This window comes from Amycolatopsis vancoresmycina, from assembly GCF_000716785.1.
Classification (GTDB): domain Bacteria; phylum Actinomycetota; class Actinomycetes; order Mycobacteriales; family Pseudonocardiaceae; genus Amycolatopsis; species Amycolatopsis vancoresmycina.
In genome coordinates this window covers 1-14,465 of the sequence record NZ_JNYY01000026.1, presented here as the reverse complement: position 1 = coordinate 14,465, position 14,465 = coordinate 1, and the positions used below count along the sequence as shown (strand labels likewise).

General features: G+C 73.8%; 12 protein-coding genes. 6 read left to right on the top strand and 6 right to left on the bottom strand.

All coding sequences use genetic code 11. The features are described from left to right. Positions 1-83 precede the first annotated feature (83 nt). Positions 84-1,430: a pyridoxal phosphate-dependent decarboxylase family protein gene (locus tag OO60_RS39155; protein WP_081911312.1), complete on the top strand. Its 1,347-nt coding sequence runs from the start codon at positions 84-86 to the stop codon at positions 1,428-1,430. Here the strand turns inward: OO60_RS39155 and OO60_RS39150 are convergent. Further along, entirely contained in the window at positions 1,424-1,816 is a 393-nt protein-coding gene (locus tag OO60_RS39150) for a hypothetical protein (protein ID WP_004562418.1), read from the bottom strand. The two genes, OO60_RS39155 and OO60_RS39150, sit on opposite strands and share 7 nt — an antisense overlap. Positions 1,817-1,969: 153 nt before the next feature. On the opposite strand from OO60_RS39150, the gene OO60_RS39145 reads away from it, so the two are divergent. After that, on the top strand, positions 1,970-3,154 hold the full coding sequence (locus OO60_RS39145) for a glycoside hydrolase family 18 protein (protein ID WP_004562417.1): 1,185 nt from the start codon (positions 1,970-1,972) through the stop codon (positions 3,152-3,154). Positions 3,155-3,200: 46 nt separating this feature from the next. On the opposite strand, the gene OO60_RS39140 is transcribed toward OO60_RS39145, so the two are convergent. Beyond that, complete coding sequence (locus tag OO60_RS39140; RefSeq protein WP_004562416.1) at positions 3,201-4,364, bottom strand: MFS transporter; 1,164 nt, start codon at positions 4,362-4,364, stop codon at positions 3,201-3,203. 54 nt (positions 4,365-4,418) lie between these two features. Here OO60_RS39140 and OO60_RS39135 point away from each other — a divergent pair, with 54 nt between their 5' ends. Further along, positions 4,419-4,790 carry a MerR family transcriptional regulator gene (locus OO60_RS39135; protein ID WP_004562415.1) on the top strand — a complete coding sequence of 124 codons (372 nt, stop codon included), beginning with the start codon at positions 4,419-4,421 and terminating at the stop codon, positions 4,788-4,790. A 5-nt stretch (positions 4,791-4,795) separates the two neighbouring features. Here the strand turns inward: OO60_RS39135 and OO60_RS39130 are convergent, their stop codons facing one another. Beyond that, complete coding sequence (locus OO60_RS39130) at positions 4,796-7,522, bottom strand: AfsR/SARP family transcriptional regulator (protein ID WP_004562414.1); 2,727 nt, start codon at positions 7,520-7,522, stop codon at positions 4,796-4,798. Positions 7,523-7,795: 273 nt separating this feature from the next. Further along, on the bottom strand, positions 7,796-8,221 hold the full coding sequence (locus tag OO60_RS39125; RefSeq protein WP_004562412.1) for a DUF5709 domain-containing protein: 426 nt from the start codon (positions 8,219-8,221) through the stop codon (positions 7,796-7,798). A 99-nt stretch (positions 8,222-8,320) separates the two neighbouring features. Between OO60_RS39125 and OO60_RS39120 the strand changes: the two genes are divergently transcribed. Next, on the top strand, positions 8,321-9,148 hold the full coding sequence (locus OO60_RS39120) for a cyclase family protein (protein WP_081656102.1): 828 nt from the start codon (positions 8,321-8,323) through the stop codon (positions 9,146-9,148). A 70-nt stretch (positions 9,149-9,218) separates the two neighbouring features. On the opposite strand, the gene OO60_RS39115 is transcribed toward OO60_RS39120, so the two are convergent. After that, complete coding sequence (locus OO60_RS39115; protein WP_240490949.1) at positions 9,219-11,522, bottom strand: putative bifunctional diguanylate cyclase/phosphodiesterase; 2,304 nt, start codon at positions 11,520-11,522, stop codon at positions 9,219-9,221. Positions 11,523-11,670: 148 nt separating this feature from the next. On the opposite strand from OO60_RS39115, the gene sigJ reads away from it, so the two are divergent. Next, positions 11,671-12,525 carry an RNA polymerase sigma factor SigJ gene (sigJ, locus tag OO60_RS39110; protein WP_033263281.1) on the top strand — a complete coding sequence of 285 codons (855 nt, stop codon included), beginning with the start codon at positions 11,671-11,673 and terminating at the stop codon, positions 12,523-12,525. On the opposite strand, the gene OO60_RS39105 is transcribed toward sigJ, so the two are convergent. Continuing rightward, on the bottom strand, positions 12,522-13,178 hold the full coding sequence (locus tag OO60_RS39105) for a TetR/AcrR family transcriptional regulator (protein ID WP_033263280.1): 657 nt from the start codon (positions 13,176-13,178) through the stop codon (positions 12,522-12,524). The genes sigJ and OO60_RS39105 overlap by 4 nt on opposite strands. A gap of 87 nt (positions 13,179-13,265) precedes the next feature. On the opposite strand from OO60_RS39105, the gene OO60_RS39100 reads away from it, so the two are divergent. After that, positions 13,266-14,372, top strand: a complete 1,107-nt coding sequence (locus tag OO60_RS39100; RefSeq protein ID WP_033263279.1) for an FAD-dependent oxidoreductase — start codon at positions 13,266-13,268, stop codon at positions 14,370-14,372. The last annotated feature ends 93 nt before the right edge of the window (positions 14,373-14,465 follow it).

The window sequence follows — 14,465 nt, the reverse complement described above, 5'->3', positions numbered from 1 at the left end:
CCAGGGGGTCGTGAGTGACAAGGAGGGTTAGAACACGCCTTTCCACTCACGACCGGTTGCGGGAGAGTCGGCGCGTGGACGAACTGCACGCGCTCCTGGCCCGCGCCGCCGAGCTGGCCGCGGACTACCGGGCCGGCCTGGCCGACCGGCCCGTCGCCCGTCCCGTCGACGCCGCCGCGCTGCGGGCCGGGTTCGGCGGGCCGCTGCCCGACGCCCCGAGCCCACCGTCCGAAGTGCTCGAACAGCTCGCCCGTGCCGCCGAGCCGGGGCTGGTCGCCACCGCCGGGCCCCGGTTCTTCGGGTTCGTCGTCGGGGGCGCGCTGCCCGCCGCCACGGCCGCCGACGTCCTCGCCGCCGGCTGGGACCAGAACGGTTTCAACGCCGTCCTCTCGCCCGCCGCGGCCGCCGCCGAAGACGTCGCCGGGGGCTGGCTGAAGGAGCTGCTCGGCCTGCCGTCCGGTGCCTCGGCCGGGTTCGTCACCGGCGGCCAGGCCGCGAACACCGCCGGGCTCGCCGCGGCGCGGCACCACGTGCTGGCCGAAGCGGGCTGGGACGTCGAACGCGACGGCCTCACCGGGGCCCCGCGCGTCCGCGTGGTCGCGAGCGAAGAGCGGCACGCCACCATCGACCGCGCCCTCCGGTTGCTGGGCTTCGGCACGCGGGCGGTCGAGCCCGTCAAGGCCGGGCCGCAGGGCGCGATCGACGTCGGGGATCTCGCGCGTGTGTGCGCGGCCGGAAGCGGACCGCTAATCGTCTGCCTGCAGGCGGGGAACGTCAACACCGGCGCCTGCGACGACCTGCGGGCCGCCCGGGAAGCCGCGGGTGACACCTGGATCCACGTCGACGGCGCCTTCGGGCTGTGGGCCGCGGCCAATCCGGCGACCAGGCCGCTGCTCGACGGTGTCGAGCTCGCCGATTCGTGGGCCTGCGACGGGCACAAGTGGCTGAACGTGCCGTACGACTCGGGGTTCGTCTTCTGCGCCCGCCCCGGCGTCCACGCCGCGGCGATCGCCTACCGGGCGGCCTACCTCACCGGCGCCGGCGAGGTGTCCGGCATGGGCGACCTGACGCTGGAGTCGTCGCGCCGCGCCCGCGGGTTCGCCGTCTGGGCGGCGCTGCGGGAGCTGGGCCGCGACGGCGTCGCCGAGCTCGTCGGCCGCTGCTGCCTGCTGGCCCGCCGCTTCGCGCGGATCCTGGCCGACGGCGGCGCGGAAATCGCCAACGATGTCGTCCTCAACCAGGTCCTGGTGTCCTTCGGCGACGAAACGGACGCGGTCATCCGCAGGGTGCAGGACGACGGCACCTGCTGGCTGGGCGGCACGACCTGGCGCGGCCGCCGGTACCTGCGGATCTCGGTGTCCGGCTGGCTGACGACGGAGGCCGACGTCGACCGCAGCGCCGCGGCGATCCTGCGGCTCGCCGGTCAGTGACCCTCGCGCACCGACAGCGCATCCGTCCGCCAGGCGATCTCCTTCTCCCCGCCGGTCGGCCAGCTCGACGAAAGCCGGCGGCGGACGCTGCCCAGCGCGCCCAGCTCGGCCAGGTCGACGCGGGGGCCCTGCGCGGCCAGCGAGGACACCTCGGCCGTGGTGAGGGGCACGAAGTCGAAGTACTGCGCGTCTTCGCCGCCTTCCCCGTCGACGAACTCGGTGAAGATCGCGGCGAACGACTGGCCGCATTCCGGGCACCGGCGCAGGGAGACGCTGAAATGGGACCGCTCGACCAGGCGATGGGTCTTGTTCAGCCGGGTCGTGCAGAACGCCAGCGCGGTCAGGGCGTCATCGCCGGAGCAGCGGGCGCAGCCGAACTCGGTCATCGGCCGATCATCCCACGCGTGAATCCGGACCGGGCTGCGGAGGTATCGGGAAACCCGCTGTCCACACGATTTCGCTCTGGTCCGCAGTGGTCTGGACCTGTTAGCCTCGGCACGTCCACCCGGCCGGACCGCGAAGGGAAACCCGTGCTCCGCATGAGAAAAAGCATCGCCGCCGCCGCGCTCGCGCTGGCCGGCGCCGCTGTCGTCGCGCCGCCCGCGGACGCCGGGCAGGCGCCGGGCAAGGTGATGGCCTACTTCGCCGACTGGGACGTCTACGCCCGCGGCTACCACGTCAAGGACATCGAGACGTCCGGGTCGGCCGCGAAGCTGACCCACATCAACTACGCCTTCGGCAACGTGACCGGCGGCGGGTGCGCGGTCGGCGACCCGTGGGCCGACCACGACATGCCGTACGACGCCGCCACGAGCGTCAGTGGCCAGGCCGACAGCGGCACCCTGCACGGCAGCTTCAACCAGCTCCTGGAACTCAAGAAGCTGCACCCGAAGCTCAAGGTGCTGTGGTCCTTCGGCGGCTGGACCTGGTCGGCCGGCTTCACCGAGGCGGCGAAGAACCCGGCCGCGTTCGCCGAATCCTGCTTCAACCTCGTCAACGACCCGCGCTGGGCGGGCGTCTTCGACGGCATCGACATCGACTGGGAGTACCCGAACGCCTGCGGCAACACCTGCGACACCAGCGGGCCGACGGCGTTCACCGGGCTGGTCAAGGCGTTGCGCGCGAAGTTCGGGCGCCAGCTGGTCACCGCCGCGATCACCGCGGACGGGTCGAAGGGCGGCAAGATCGACGCCACCGACTACGCCGGGGCGAGCCGCTACCTCGACTGGTACAACGTGATGACCTACGACTACTTCGTCGCGGGGGCCAGTCCGACCGGGCCGACCGCGCCGCACTCGCCGCTGCGCGCCTACCCGGGCCTCCCGACCGCCGGCTTCTACGCCGACGCGGCGATCCAGCGGCTCCGTCACCAGGGCGTGCCGTCGGCGAAGATGCTGCTGGGCCTCGGGTTCTACGGCCGCGGCTGGGACGGCGTGACGCAGAAGCAGCCCGGCGGCACGGCCACCGGCCCGGCGCCCGGCACGTACGAGGCGGGCGTCGAGGACTACAAGGTCCTCAAGACCAAGTGCCCGGCCAACGGCCGGATCGCCGGTACGGCGTACGCGAAGTGCGGCTCGCAGTGGTGGAGCTACGACACACCCGACACGGCGTCGGCGAAGGCCGGTTACGCGAAGTCGCAGGGGCTCGGCGGGGTGTTCGCCTGGGAGCTGTCCGGTGACACCGCGAACGCGGAACTGCTGCGGGCCGTCGCGGGCCGCTGCTGAAAAGCTGGAGGGCCCGGGCGCGAGCGCGCCCGGGCCCTTCGTCCACTTAGGACTGTGCCGGGAACCCGTGCCGCCGGGCCCCGAGCACCACGGCGAGCACCGGCAGCAGGAGCACCAGCAGCGTCCAGGGGAAGGCCGCCGGCCCGGCGGCGCCGAGCAGGAGGCCGCCGGCCACGCCGCCCGCGGCCATCGCCGCGTTCCAGAGCGTGACGAGCATGGCCTGGGCGTTGTCCGCCGCCTCGCCGCCGGCGTTCCCGGCGGCCGTCTGCAGCAGCGTCGGGACGCCACCCCAGCCGAGCCCCCACAGCGCCACGGCCACGTAGACCAGCGCGGTGCTGGCCGCGAACACCGCCAGCAGCGCCGCCGCCACCGCGACCAGCAGCGTGCTCGCCACCATCAGCGTCCGCAGCGCGCGGTCGATCCGGGCGCCGACGAGCCCGATGCCCGCCATCGACGCGACGCCGAACACGAGCAGCACGACGTCCACCGCGTCGCTCAGCCCGGCGGCGGCGAGGAAGGTCGCGATGTACGTGTAGAGCACCGTGTGCGCCAGCACGAACACCAGCGTCACCACCAGCACGGGCACGACACCGGGAACGGTGAGCGTCCGCAGCACCGGGGTCCGGCCGCCGGCCGACCCGGGCTGGTCGGGGACCGCCGTGGCGATCCAGGCGAGCAGCGCGACCGCGATCGCCGACATGACACCGAACGCCGAGCGCCAGCCGAGCAGGCCGCCGAGGAACGTCCCCGCCGGGATGCCGAGCGACAGCGCCAGGGGGATGCCGGCCATCACGATCGCGATGGCCCGGCCCTGGTTGCCCGGGACGAGCCGGCGCGCGTAACCGGCCAGCAGGGCCCAGACGACGCCCGCGGCCACCCCGGCGACGAACCGCGCCACCATCGTCAGCGCGTAGTCCGCCGACAACGTCGTCACGGTGTTGGCCACGGCGAACCCGGCCACGCCGGTCAGCAGCAAGCGTTTGCGGGACCACCTCGCGGTGGCGGCGGAGAGGGGGATCGCGGTGAGCGCGGTGCCGAGCGCGTAGACGGTCACGGCCTGGCCGGCCGCGGCTTCGCCGACGCCGAGACCGGCGCTCATCCCGGGCAGCACCCCGGCCGGCAGCGCCTCGGTGAGCACGGTGACGAACGCGGCGGTGGTCAGGGCGAGGAGGGCGGTCAGTGGCAGCGTGCGGGTGCTGAGGTTCGGCATGCCGCTATGCTCGAACCCTCACACCGGTGTGAAGGTCTACGTGAGGTGGCGCACATGCGGATCGGTGAGCTGTCGGAGCGCACGGGCACGTCCCGCCGCCTGCTCCGGTACTACGAGGAGCAGGGCCTGATCATCGCAGGCCGCGGCCCGAACGGCTACCGCGACTACGACGAGCCGGCGGTCGACCGGGTGATCCAGGTCCGCGGCCTGCTCGACGCCGGGCTGCCGACCCGGATCATCAAGCAGATCCTGCCGTGCCTCGACAAGCCGCGGGCGATCCACTTCCCGGACGCCACCCCGGAGATGATCGCCACCCTGGAAGCCGAACGCGACCGCATGACCCGCCGCGCGGAGTGCCTGCTGCGCAACCGCGACGCGATCGCGGAGTACCTCGACGCGGTCCGCGAGTACGACAGCGCCGTCTGAATTCCTCAGCCGTCGAGCGCGAGGAGGGCCGTCTCCACCTCTCCGGCGTGCGAATCGTCGTGACTCGACCGGTAGAAGTCGAGGGCCTGGTGCAGGACCCGGCGGGCGTCGTCCGTTCGGCCGGCACCCCGGTAGCAGTCGCCGAGGGCGGTGAGGAAAGACGCCTCGCGCCGGATGTTCCCGATCTCGCGCAGGACTTCGACGCACGGCTCCAGCAGCTCGATGGCGGTGGCCCATTCGCCGCTGCGCTGCGCCACGGTGCCCAGGTTGCCGACGGCGTGCGCCTCCCCGGCGATGTCGTGGTGTTCCCGGGCCACGGCGACCGCGCGGCTCAGCCATTTCCGGGCGCTCGGCCGGTCGTCCCACTGGAAGTGGCAGAACCCCATCATGTCCAGGGTCTTCACGTAGAGCCGCGGGTCGTCGGCCGGTTCGATCAGGCCGAGGATGCGCTCGCACTGCGCCAGTTCGGCCCGGTAGTCCGCGGAGTGGTACTCCCACGCGCCGGCGAGGACGTACCGGAGGTGGGCCTCCTGCAGCCGGTCGCCGGACCGCTCGGCCAGCACCAGCGCGGCCGGCAGGGTTTCGAGCGCGGTTTCCGCGTGCCCCGCGAAGATGCTGGCACTGGCGAAGATCCGGTGCGCGATGAGCTGCGCCGGAACGTCGCCGAGGCGTTCGGCCGCGGCGAGCGCCAGCCGGGCGGCGGCCTCGCGCTCGGACAGCAGCCCTTGCCGGGACCGGAATTCGTTCAGCAGCCAGACCTGCTGCCAGACCTCGGTGTGCCACTCCCGGTCCCTCGCCAGCTCGGTGCTCGCGGTCAGGCAGACGTGCTCTTCGGTGAACCAGCGCAGGGCCTCGACGTGGCCGGCGAACCGCAGCGGCTCGACCCCGGGCCGCGGCGAGGCGATCCCGATCGGGCTGCCGAGCGGCTCGAGCTCGTGGTTGGCGTGCCAGGAGGTCTGGAGGTAGAAGTCCGCGACCCGCCGCAGCGCGTCCTCGCGAGCGCTTTCCGGCAGCGTCCGCTCGGCCTCTTCCGACGCGTAGAGCCGGACGAGGTCGTGCATCCGGTACCGGCCGCTCGGCGTCCGCGTCACCAGGTGCGCGTTCTCCAGTGCCCGCAGCACTTTCCGGGTCTCGGTGAGCGGGACGCCGGCCAGCGCGGCCGCGGCCGGCAGGCCGATGTCCGGCCCCGGGGCCAGTGCCAGCAGGCCGAACAACGCCGATGCCTCCGTCGCGAGGTGGCGCAGGGACCAGGAGAACACCGTGCGCAGGCTCAGCCCGGCCTCGCCGGTGTCGAGCCCGTCCAGCCGGGCGCCGTGGTCGCGCAGCTCCTCGGCCAGCAGCGCCAGCGGCAGCTCCGGCGAGGTGACCGCGCGGGCCGCCACGATCCCCAGCGCCAGCGGGAGGCCGGCGCAGAGCCGGACCAGCTCGTCGACGGTGGCGGTCTCGGCGGCGAGCCGGCCGGGGCCGAGGTGCCGTTCCAGCAGTTCCCGCGCCTCCCGCGCGGACAGCACGTCCAGGGAGATCGGCCGGGCGCCGTGCGTCGCGACGAGGCCGCCGAGCCGGTGCCGGCTGGTCACGAGCACCCGGCAGGTCGGGCTGCCGGGCAGCAGCGGGACGACCTGGCCCGTGCCTGCCGCGTTGTCGAGCACGACCAGCATGCGCTTTCCCGCGAGCAGGCTGCGGTAGAGCGCGAGCTGCGCGTCGGGGTCCGGCGGCACCGCGGAACCGTCGACGCCGAGCGCGTGCAGGAATCCGCGCACCGCCACGGAAACCGGCAGCGGCTCGGCGACCGGGTCGAAGCCGCGAAGGTTGACGTAGAGCTGCCCGTCGGGGAACGCGGCGAGCTTCCCGGCCGCCCAGTGCAGCGCCAGCGACGTCTTGCCGATCCCGCCCGCGCCGCCGATGGCCGAGGTCACGGCCGCCCCGTCCAGCTCCGCCAGCAGATCGGCCCGCCCGACGAACGACGCCGGCGCCGCCGGGAGCTGCTGCGGCACCGGCGTGCCGGTCCGCGGCCCCGGATCGCCGTGCAGGATCCGTTCGTGCGCCTGCCGGAGCTCGGCGCCGGGATCGGTGCCGAGCTCCTCGGCGAGCAGCCGGCGCATCCGGTCGAACTCGCGCAGGGCGTCACGTGCGCGGCCGGCGCCGGCCAGCGCGAGCATCAGCCTGCTGCGGACCCGTTCGTCCAGCGGGTGGGCCTCGGCCAGCGCCGTCAGCTCGGGGACCAGCTCGCCGGCCCGGTCGCCGCGGAGCCGGATCTCGGCGAGGTCCAGCTGCGCGCCGAGGCGGCGGCTCTCCAGGCTCCCGCGCAGGGTGGCGAACCACGGCGTGTCGAGGCCGGGGAACGGCTCGCCCGCCCACAGCGCCAGGGCCCGGTCCAGCAGGACGGCCTTCTCGCGGTCGTCGCCGGTGGCCGCGGCCTCGCCGAGCAGCCGCAGGAAGACGTGGAGGTCGACCGCGCCGGGGTCGGCCGTGAGCAGGTAGCCGCCGGACCGCTGGACGACGGTGGTCTCGCCGAGGGCCGTCCGCAGCCGGGAGACGTAGCTGTACAGCGCGTTGCGGGGGTTGACGGGCAGCTGCTCGCCCCAGATCCGTTCGGCCAGGACGTCCGCGGGCACGACCTTGTTCAGGTCCGTCAGCAGCGCGACGAGCAGGCCACGCAGGCGGGGGCGGCGGATCTCCGCCGGGTGCTCGCCGACGCGGGCCTCGAGTTCGCCCAGCAGCCTGAACCGCACCGCGCCGTCCGCCTCCCCGTGCCCGCCCGGCCGCCCACTGTAACGGATGGCCGGAAAGGCGCGGGAAAGCTTCGCGCAAGGCCGGTCCGGCATCGTTCACGGAGTCGGCGCGGTGCCGCCACGAATCGTCGAGGGGGCGGTTCGTGGCCGGTGCCGCGACCGCGTGCCGGATCGCTTTCCCTGCCACGGCCGCCACCCCGAGGCGGCTCCCGGGCGGTCCGGCCGGTGGTGGGGCGGTCCGGCTCTCTCGAACGGCCGGGCCGTCCCGTCACCTCACCAGCGGCGCGACGGGTCGATCACGTGGACGGCCGCTTCCTCCGCCGAAGCCGCGCCGCCGTCGAGGCCGGCGTCCGAGGCGTACAGCTCTTCGTCGGTGTCCTCGCCGAACCCTTCGTCCGACGCGACCAGGCGGCCCGCGCGCACGTCGCCGACCTCGTCGTCGATCAGTTCGCCGTCGGTGTCTTCGGTGTCGCCCAGACCGTCGTCGTCGAGGTCGTCGGCCAGGTCGGGGACCTCACGGGCGAGCCGGCCCGCCCAGCTTTCGCCCTCGGCGGTCTCGCGGGCGGTGGTGCCCCAGCCCTCGGTCGCCTGCGCGCGTTCCGGTGGTGAATAACCCTCCGCCAGTTCGTCGCGGTCGTCCAAAGTGTCCTCGGGGTCGAGGATGCCGTTGTCGGCGTTGTCTTCGATGTCGTCGTCCACGACCACCATCTTCGCGCAGGCTCTATGGCGTTTCCCAGTCCGGGTGATATGACCGTGCTCAGTCGGGGCTCCGCCCGGCACGGTGAAAGGTGATCCCTCATGCCGATGAGACGCAGGGTGCTGGCCGCTGGCCTGGCCGGGGTGTTCGGTACCGCGCTGTCCGGGCGGGCGGCGCAGGCGGCCCCGGTGACCCCGCCGGTGCGGCTCGACCAGCTGAACCTGGTGAACCTGTCGCACGTCAACGACCCCGCCACGACCAACGTCTTCCCCGGCGACCCGGCCTTCGAGCTGGAGACCATCGCCACCATCCCGCAGGACGGCTACTACCTGCAGTTCGTCCGCGAAGGCGAGCACACCGGGACGCACTGGGGCGCGCCCGGCCACTTCAACACCGGCGAGCCGCTGGCCGACGACATGGAGCCGGCGGATTTGTTCCGCCCCGCGGTGAAGATCGACGTGCGCGCGAAGGCCGCGGCCAACCCCGACTACGCCGTCACGATCGACGACCTCAAGGCGTGGGAGAAGCGCTACGGGCGGATCCCCGACGAGTCCGTCGTGGTGCTGTGGACCGGCTGGGACGCGAAGTGGGGCACCCCGGCGTACCCGAACACGGACGCCGACGGCGTGCTGCACCAGCCCGGATTCTCCATCCCGGCGGTCCGGTGGCTGATCGACACCGGGCGCCTCGGCCGCCGCGGCGGCACGGGCACCGACACGTTCAGCCCGGACGTCGGCACGGACGAGACGTACACGGTGTCCAAGTTGGTCTACCGCCGCCACCGGATCAGCCTGGAGATCCTGGCGAACCTCAAGAACCTGCCGACGACCGGCGCCTGGGTACTGGCGGGCGGCCCGATCAACCGCCGCGGCGCGGGCTCGACGGCGACCGTCTTCGGCGTCCTGCCGCCGGGCGTGACACCTGCCTGAGCACGTCGCGAATGACTCATTCGGGACCTCCGACGTCCCGAATGAGTCATTCGCGACAGCGGCACCGGGGTCAACCGGCGGACAGGGTCGAGAGGCGGAGTGACGAGAGCGCGGCCGGGTGGCCGAACCGGTAGCCCTGGGCGGTGGTGCAGCCCGCCCGGGTGACCAGTTCGGCCTGCTCGGCCGTCTCGATGCCCTCCGCCACCACCGCCACGTCGAGGTCGGCGCACAGCCCGACCAGGGAGCGGCACAGCGCCGCGTCGCGGTCCGGGCGGACGCCGGTCGTCAGCGCGCGGTCCAGCTTGATCAGGTCGACCGGGAGCGCGTGCAGGACCGTCAGCGAGCTGTACCCGGCGCCGAAGTCGTCGAGCGCCACCCGCACGCCGAGGTCCTGCAGGCGGCGGATCGCCGCGGCGCCCGCGGCCAGGTCCGGCACCGGCACCGTCTCGGTGATCTCGACGATCAGGCGTTCGGCCGGCAGGCCGTACCGGGCCAGCGCGGCCCCGACGCTCTCCTCGAGCGAGGCGGCGCCGAGGCGGCTCGCGCACACGTTCACGTGCACCGTGAGGTCGATCCCGGCCGCGGTGACCTCCCGGCAGGCCAGGTCCAGCACCAGCGCGTCCAGCTCCGCGCCGAGGCCGGCGCCTTCGGCGGCGCGGACGAACGTCTCCGGCGACACCGCGGTGCCGTCCCGCGCGGTCCAGCGGGCCAGCGCCTCGACCGCCACCGGCGTCTCGTCGGCCAGCCGGACGATCGGCTGGAACACCAGGGCGAACCCCTCCGGCAGGCCGCCGTCCGCGCGGCGCAGGGCCGACGGGAAGTCCGGCGGCCCGTCCGGCGACGGGTGGTAGACGACCGTGGTGTCCTTGCCGAGCCGCTTGCCCGCGTACATCGACGTGTCCGCGCGGCCCAGCAGCACGTCCGAGGTGACCAGCGGCTCGGCCGGGTCCGGCACGACCAGTCCCATGCTCGCGCGGACCGGGACCAGCGTCCCGTGCACCGCGAACGGCCGCCGCAGCGCGCTCTGGATCCGGTCGGCGACCGCCTGCGGCGCGTCGACCTCGCCTTCCAGCAGGATCGCGAACTCGTCGCCGCCCAGCCGTGCGACGGTGTCGCCCGCGCGCACGCAGCTCAGCAGCCGCTGGGCGACGGCGTGCAGCAGGACGTCGCCGCCCGCGTGCCCGAACCGGTCGTTGACCTCCTTGAAGTCGTCCAGGTCGACGAAGATCAGCACGAGCGGCGGCCGGTCGGTCGCCTCGACGGCCCGGTCCAGCCGGTCGGCGAACAGCGCGCGGTTGGCCAGCCCGGTCAGCGGGTCGTGGTAGGCCTGGTGGGTCAGCTGCTGCTGGCCCTCGTACACCCGGCGCAGCAGCAACCGGTTGTCCAGCAGCGAAAGCAGCTGCCGGGCCAGCACCAGGAACACCACGAGCGCGCCGACGAACACCTCGACACCGTCCGGGCCGGCCCCGGCCACGATCTGCACGGTGATCAGCAGCGCGACGGCGATGACCGGCACGTACGGCAGCGCCAGCTGCCACCAGTCGACCCCGACCGGCTGGCCCGCGTCGTCGCGCCGCCGCGTGCCGGGGGTGACCAGCAGCGCGTAGGCGATGAACAGCGGGCCGAGCACGAACCCGCCGTCCGACCACGGCTTCATGCTCTCCGCGCCGATGCTGACGAGGTAGGCGAAGACGCTGTCCGAGCAGGCCAGCGCGACGATCCCGACCGCGGCCAGCAGCAGGTTCGCGCGGTAGGGCCGGTCCACCCGGTCGAACACGACCAGCAGCACGGCGACGACCACGATCACCAGGTCCGACAGCGGGTAGGCGATGGCGACGGCCCAGGTCAGCGCGGCCGGCCCGGTGGCCCGGACCAGCTGCCCGAGCGCCGCGGTCCAGGTGAGGATGAACAGCGATCCGGTGACCACCAGTCCGTCCAGGACCACCGCGACGCCGAAGTGCGCCGTCCACTGCGCGGGCTGCCAGCGTTCGCGGTCGGGCCGGACCCGCGCCCGGGCGAGGACGAAGAGGGCGGCGAGCGCGAACACCGGGAAGCTCAGGTAGCCGACGTCGGCCAGCGACGGCGAAGGCAGCCCGCGCCCGTCGACCAGCTGGTACCACGACCAGGCGCACTGGCCGAGCGACCAGCCGGCCATGCCGGTCGCGACTAGCACGCGCCACCAGCGCTGGTGCCCGCGGACGCGGCGGGCGGCCACCACCCCGCAGACGGCCGCGCCGATCCCGGCGGCGAGCTGCATGGAGTCGTCGACCCAGAGGGCGAAGGTGTCGCCCCAGAACGCGAAGCCGTTGACCACGACCAGGGTCGCCGCGACGAGGACGAGCAGGATGGCCACTGGGTACCGTCGCACTGTCATGGCACCTCACGCGGTCACGCACGCCGGTCGGACCGGCAAACACTACACCGGGCGTGATCACGCACAAGCGCACCGCACCGGCTGTCACGGACGGCCGCGCCGGTTCGTCATGCGAGCGGGGAAAGCCTGAGGAGAAGGAGACCACGGGGTGACCGTGATCGGGCCGGAGCGGCAGCAGCTGATCGGGCTCGCCTACCGGCTGCTGGGCTCGGTGAGCGACGCCGAAGACGTCGTCCAGGAGGCGTACGGCCGCTGGTACGCGCTGACCGGGCCGCAGCGGGAGGCGATCGAGTCGCCGGCGGCGTGGCTGACGACGGTGGCCGGCCGCATCTGCCTCGACCTGCTCGGCTCAGCCCGGGTGCGGCGGGAGCGGTACGTGGGCGAGTGGCTGCCCGAGCCGGTGCCGGCGGGCCGGCTCGCCGATCCGGCCGACCGCGTCACGCGGGACGAGTCGGTCACGATGGCGTTCCTGGTCGTGCTGGACGCGATGACGCCGGCCGAGCGGGTGGCGTTCGTCCTGCACGACGTCTTCGGCTACCCGTTCGCCGAGGTGGCCACGGTCCTCGGCCGGACACCGGCGGCCTGCCGCCAGCTGGCCGGTTCCGCGCGGCGCCGGATCGGCCCGGCCCGGGCCACGGAGCCCGCGCCCGCCCGCGCGGACGTCGTCCGGGCCTTCAAGCGGGCGTGGGAGGCGAAGGACATCCGGGGGCTGGTCGGCCTCCTCGACCCGGGAGCGACGGCCGTCGCCGACGGCGGTGGCCTGGCGAGCGCGGTCCGCCACCCGGTCGTGGGCGGCGAGGAGGTGGCGCGGTACGCCGTGGGCCTGATCAGCCGGATCGGGGCGCTGGCCATCGAGGAGACCGAGGTCAACGGGGAGCCCGGCCTGATCGCGCGACGGGACGGTACCGTCGCGGCCGTCGTGGCGTTCGACGTGGCGGGCGGGGTGGTCCGGCGGATCTGGGCGGTGCGGAACCCGGAGAAGCTCCGCCTCTGGCAGAACTAGCGGAGGGTCGCGATCCCGGCCAGGAAGATGTCGATGCCGGCGAGGAACTGCTCGCGGTCGTCGTGGTCGCGCAGCTGCGCCGCCGCCCGGTGCACGAAGGGGTAGCGCTCGGGATCCAGCCGTTCCCACTGGCCGGCGATGGCGCCGAGGAACGCTTCGCGGTCGGGCTCGGCGGAGAGGCGCGCGTTGGCGGCGTTCTGCCCGGCGACGCCGAGGACGTAGTTCACCAGCGCGCCCGCGGCGTCGAACAGCGCTCGCCCGGGCACGCCGAGCGCGGTGAGCAGCCCGCCGATGCGCTCGTAGATCTCCAGCAGTGCGGGCCGCCACGGCTCCCGCGCGAGCTGGGCGCCGACCCAGGGGTGCTCGTCGATCGCGTCGAACAAGCCGAGTGCCACGGTCCGCAGCGCTTCCCGCGGGGAAGCGCCGGGCACGGCGCCGGTGACGACCCGGCCGATGACGGTGTCGGTCGCCGCCGCGAGCAGGTCGCTCTTGTTCGCGACGCGGTGGTAGATCGCCCCGTAACCGGTGCTCAGGCGGGTCGTCAGCGCGCGGAACGTCAGCGCGGTCTCGCCGCCTTCGTCGAGCAGTTCGGTCGCCGCCGCGACGATCACGTCCTTGGACAGCTCGTCGGTGCGCCGGGTCCGGTTCGCCATGCGTGCAGTATCGCACGTTTGGATCGGCGATCCAAAGTCGTGCTACGGTGACTTTGGATCGACAATCCAAACTCTTCGGGAGGAACCATGACGACCTCGGTCACGATCATCGGCGCCGGTCTCGGTGGCCTCGTGCTGGCCCGCGTCCTGCACGTCCACGGCATCGCCGCCACCGTTTACGAGGCGGAGTCCGCGCCGGACGCCCGCCGCCAGGGCGGGCTGCTCGACATCCACCCCGGGAACGGCCAGCGCGCGCTCGAGGCGGCCGGCCTGACCGCGGGGTTCCGCGAACTGATCCTCGCGGGCCGCGAGTCCTACCGGGTCCTCGACCGGACCGGGGCCGTGCTGCTCGACCTGCCCGACGACGGCACCGGCGAACGGCCGGAGGTCCCGCGCGGCGACCTGCGGCAGCTGCTGCTGGACTCGCTGCCGCCCGGCACCGTCCGGTGGGGGCACAAGGTCACCGCGGTGCGGCCGCTCGGGGACGGCGGCCACGAGGTGAGCTTCGCCGGCGGCACCACCGTCGTCACCCGCCTGCTCGTCGGCGCGGACGGCGCCTGGTCACGGGTGCGCCCGCTGCTGTCCGGCGCCACGCCCGAGTACGTCGGCGTCTCGGTCGTCGAGACGTTCCTGTTCGACGGCGACACCCGGCACCCGGCGGTCGCGAAGGCGGTCGGCGCCGGATCGATGTACGCGCTGGCGCCGGGCAAGGGGATCATCGCGCACCGGGAGGGCGGCGGGACGCTGCACACCTACGCGCAGCTGGTGAAGCCGCAGGACTGGCTCGCCGATCTCGGTCCCGCGGAGGTGATCGCGGGCGTGCTCGAGGAGTTCGGCGGCTGGGCGCCCGAGCTCACCACGCTGATCTCCGGCAGCGACGTCCCGCCGGTCCTGCGCCGGCTCTGCACGCTGCCCGCCGGGCACCGCTGGGACCGCGTGCCGGGGGTGACGCTGCTCGGCGACGCCGCCCACCTGATGCCGCCGAACGGCGAAGGCGCCAACTTGGCCATGCTGGACGGCGCGGAACTGGGCGAGGCGATCGCCGCGCACCCGGACGACGCCGAGGCGGCGCTGGCGGAGTACGAACAGCGCCTGTTCCCGCGCGTGGCCGCGGAGATGGCGGACGACGATCTGTACGACGTCATGTTCGGGCCGGACGCGCCGGGCAGCCTGGTCGCCATGCTGACGGCCTAGGAGCTGTCCTGTAAGTCATCGGAGCCAGAGGACGATGGCGGCGATGGTGAGTTCGGCCTGGTAGTAGGCGGCGCGTTTGGCGTAGCGGGTGGC

Coding starts and splice junctions, on each gene's coding strand:
- OO60_RS39120 (WP_081656102.1), top strand. CDS start 8,321: ATGCCGATGAGACGCAGGGTGCTGGCCGCTGGCCTGGCCGGGGTGTTC.
- OO60_RS39100 (WP_033263279.1), top strand. CDS start 13,266: ATGACGACCTCGGTCACGATCATCGGCGCCGGTCTCGGTGGCCTCGTG.
- OO60_RS39140 (WP_004562416.1), bottom strand. CDS start 4,364: ATGCCGAACCTCAGCACCCGCACGCTGCCACTGACCGCCCTCCTCGCC.
- OO60_RS39135 (WP_004562415.1), top strand. CDS start 4,419: ATGCGGATCGGTGAGCTGTCGGAGCGCACGGGCACGTCCCGCCGCCTG.
- OO60_RS39105 (WP_033263280.1), bottom strand. CDS start 13,178: ATGGCGAACCGGACCCGGCGCACCGACGAGCTGTCCAAGGACGTGATC.
- OO60_RS39150 (WP_004562418.1), bottom strand. CDS start 1,816: ATGACCGAGTTCGGCTGCGCCCGCTGCTCCGGCGATGACGCCCTGACC.
- OO60_RS39145 (WP_004562417.1), top strand. CDS start 1,970: ATGAGAAAAAGCATCGCCGCCGCCGCGCTCGCGCTGGCCGGCGCCGCT.
- OO60_RS39115 (WP_240490949.1), bottom strand. CDS start 11,522: ATGACAGTGCGACGGTACCCAGTGGCCATCCTGCTCGTCCTCGTCGCG.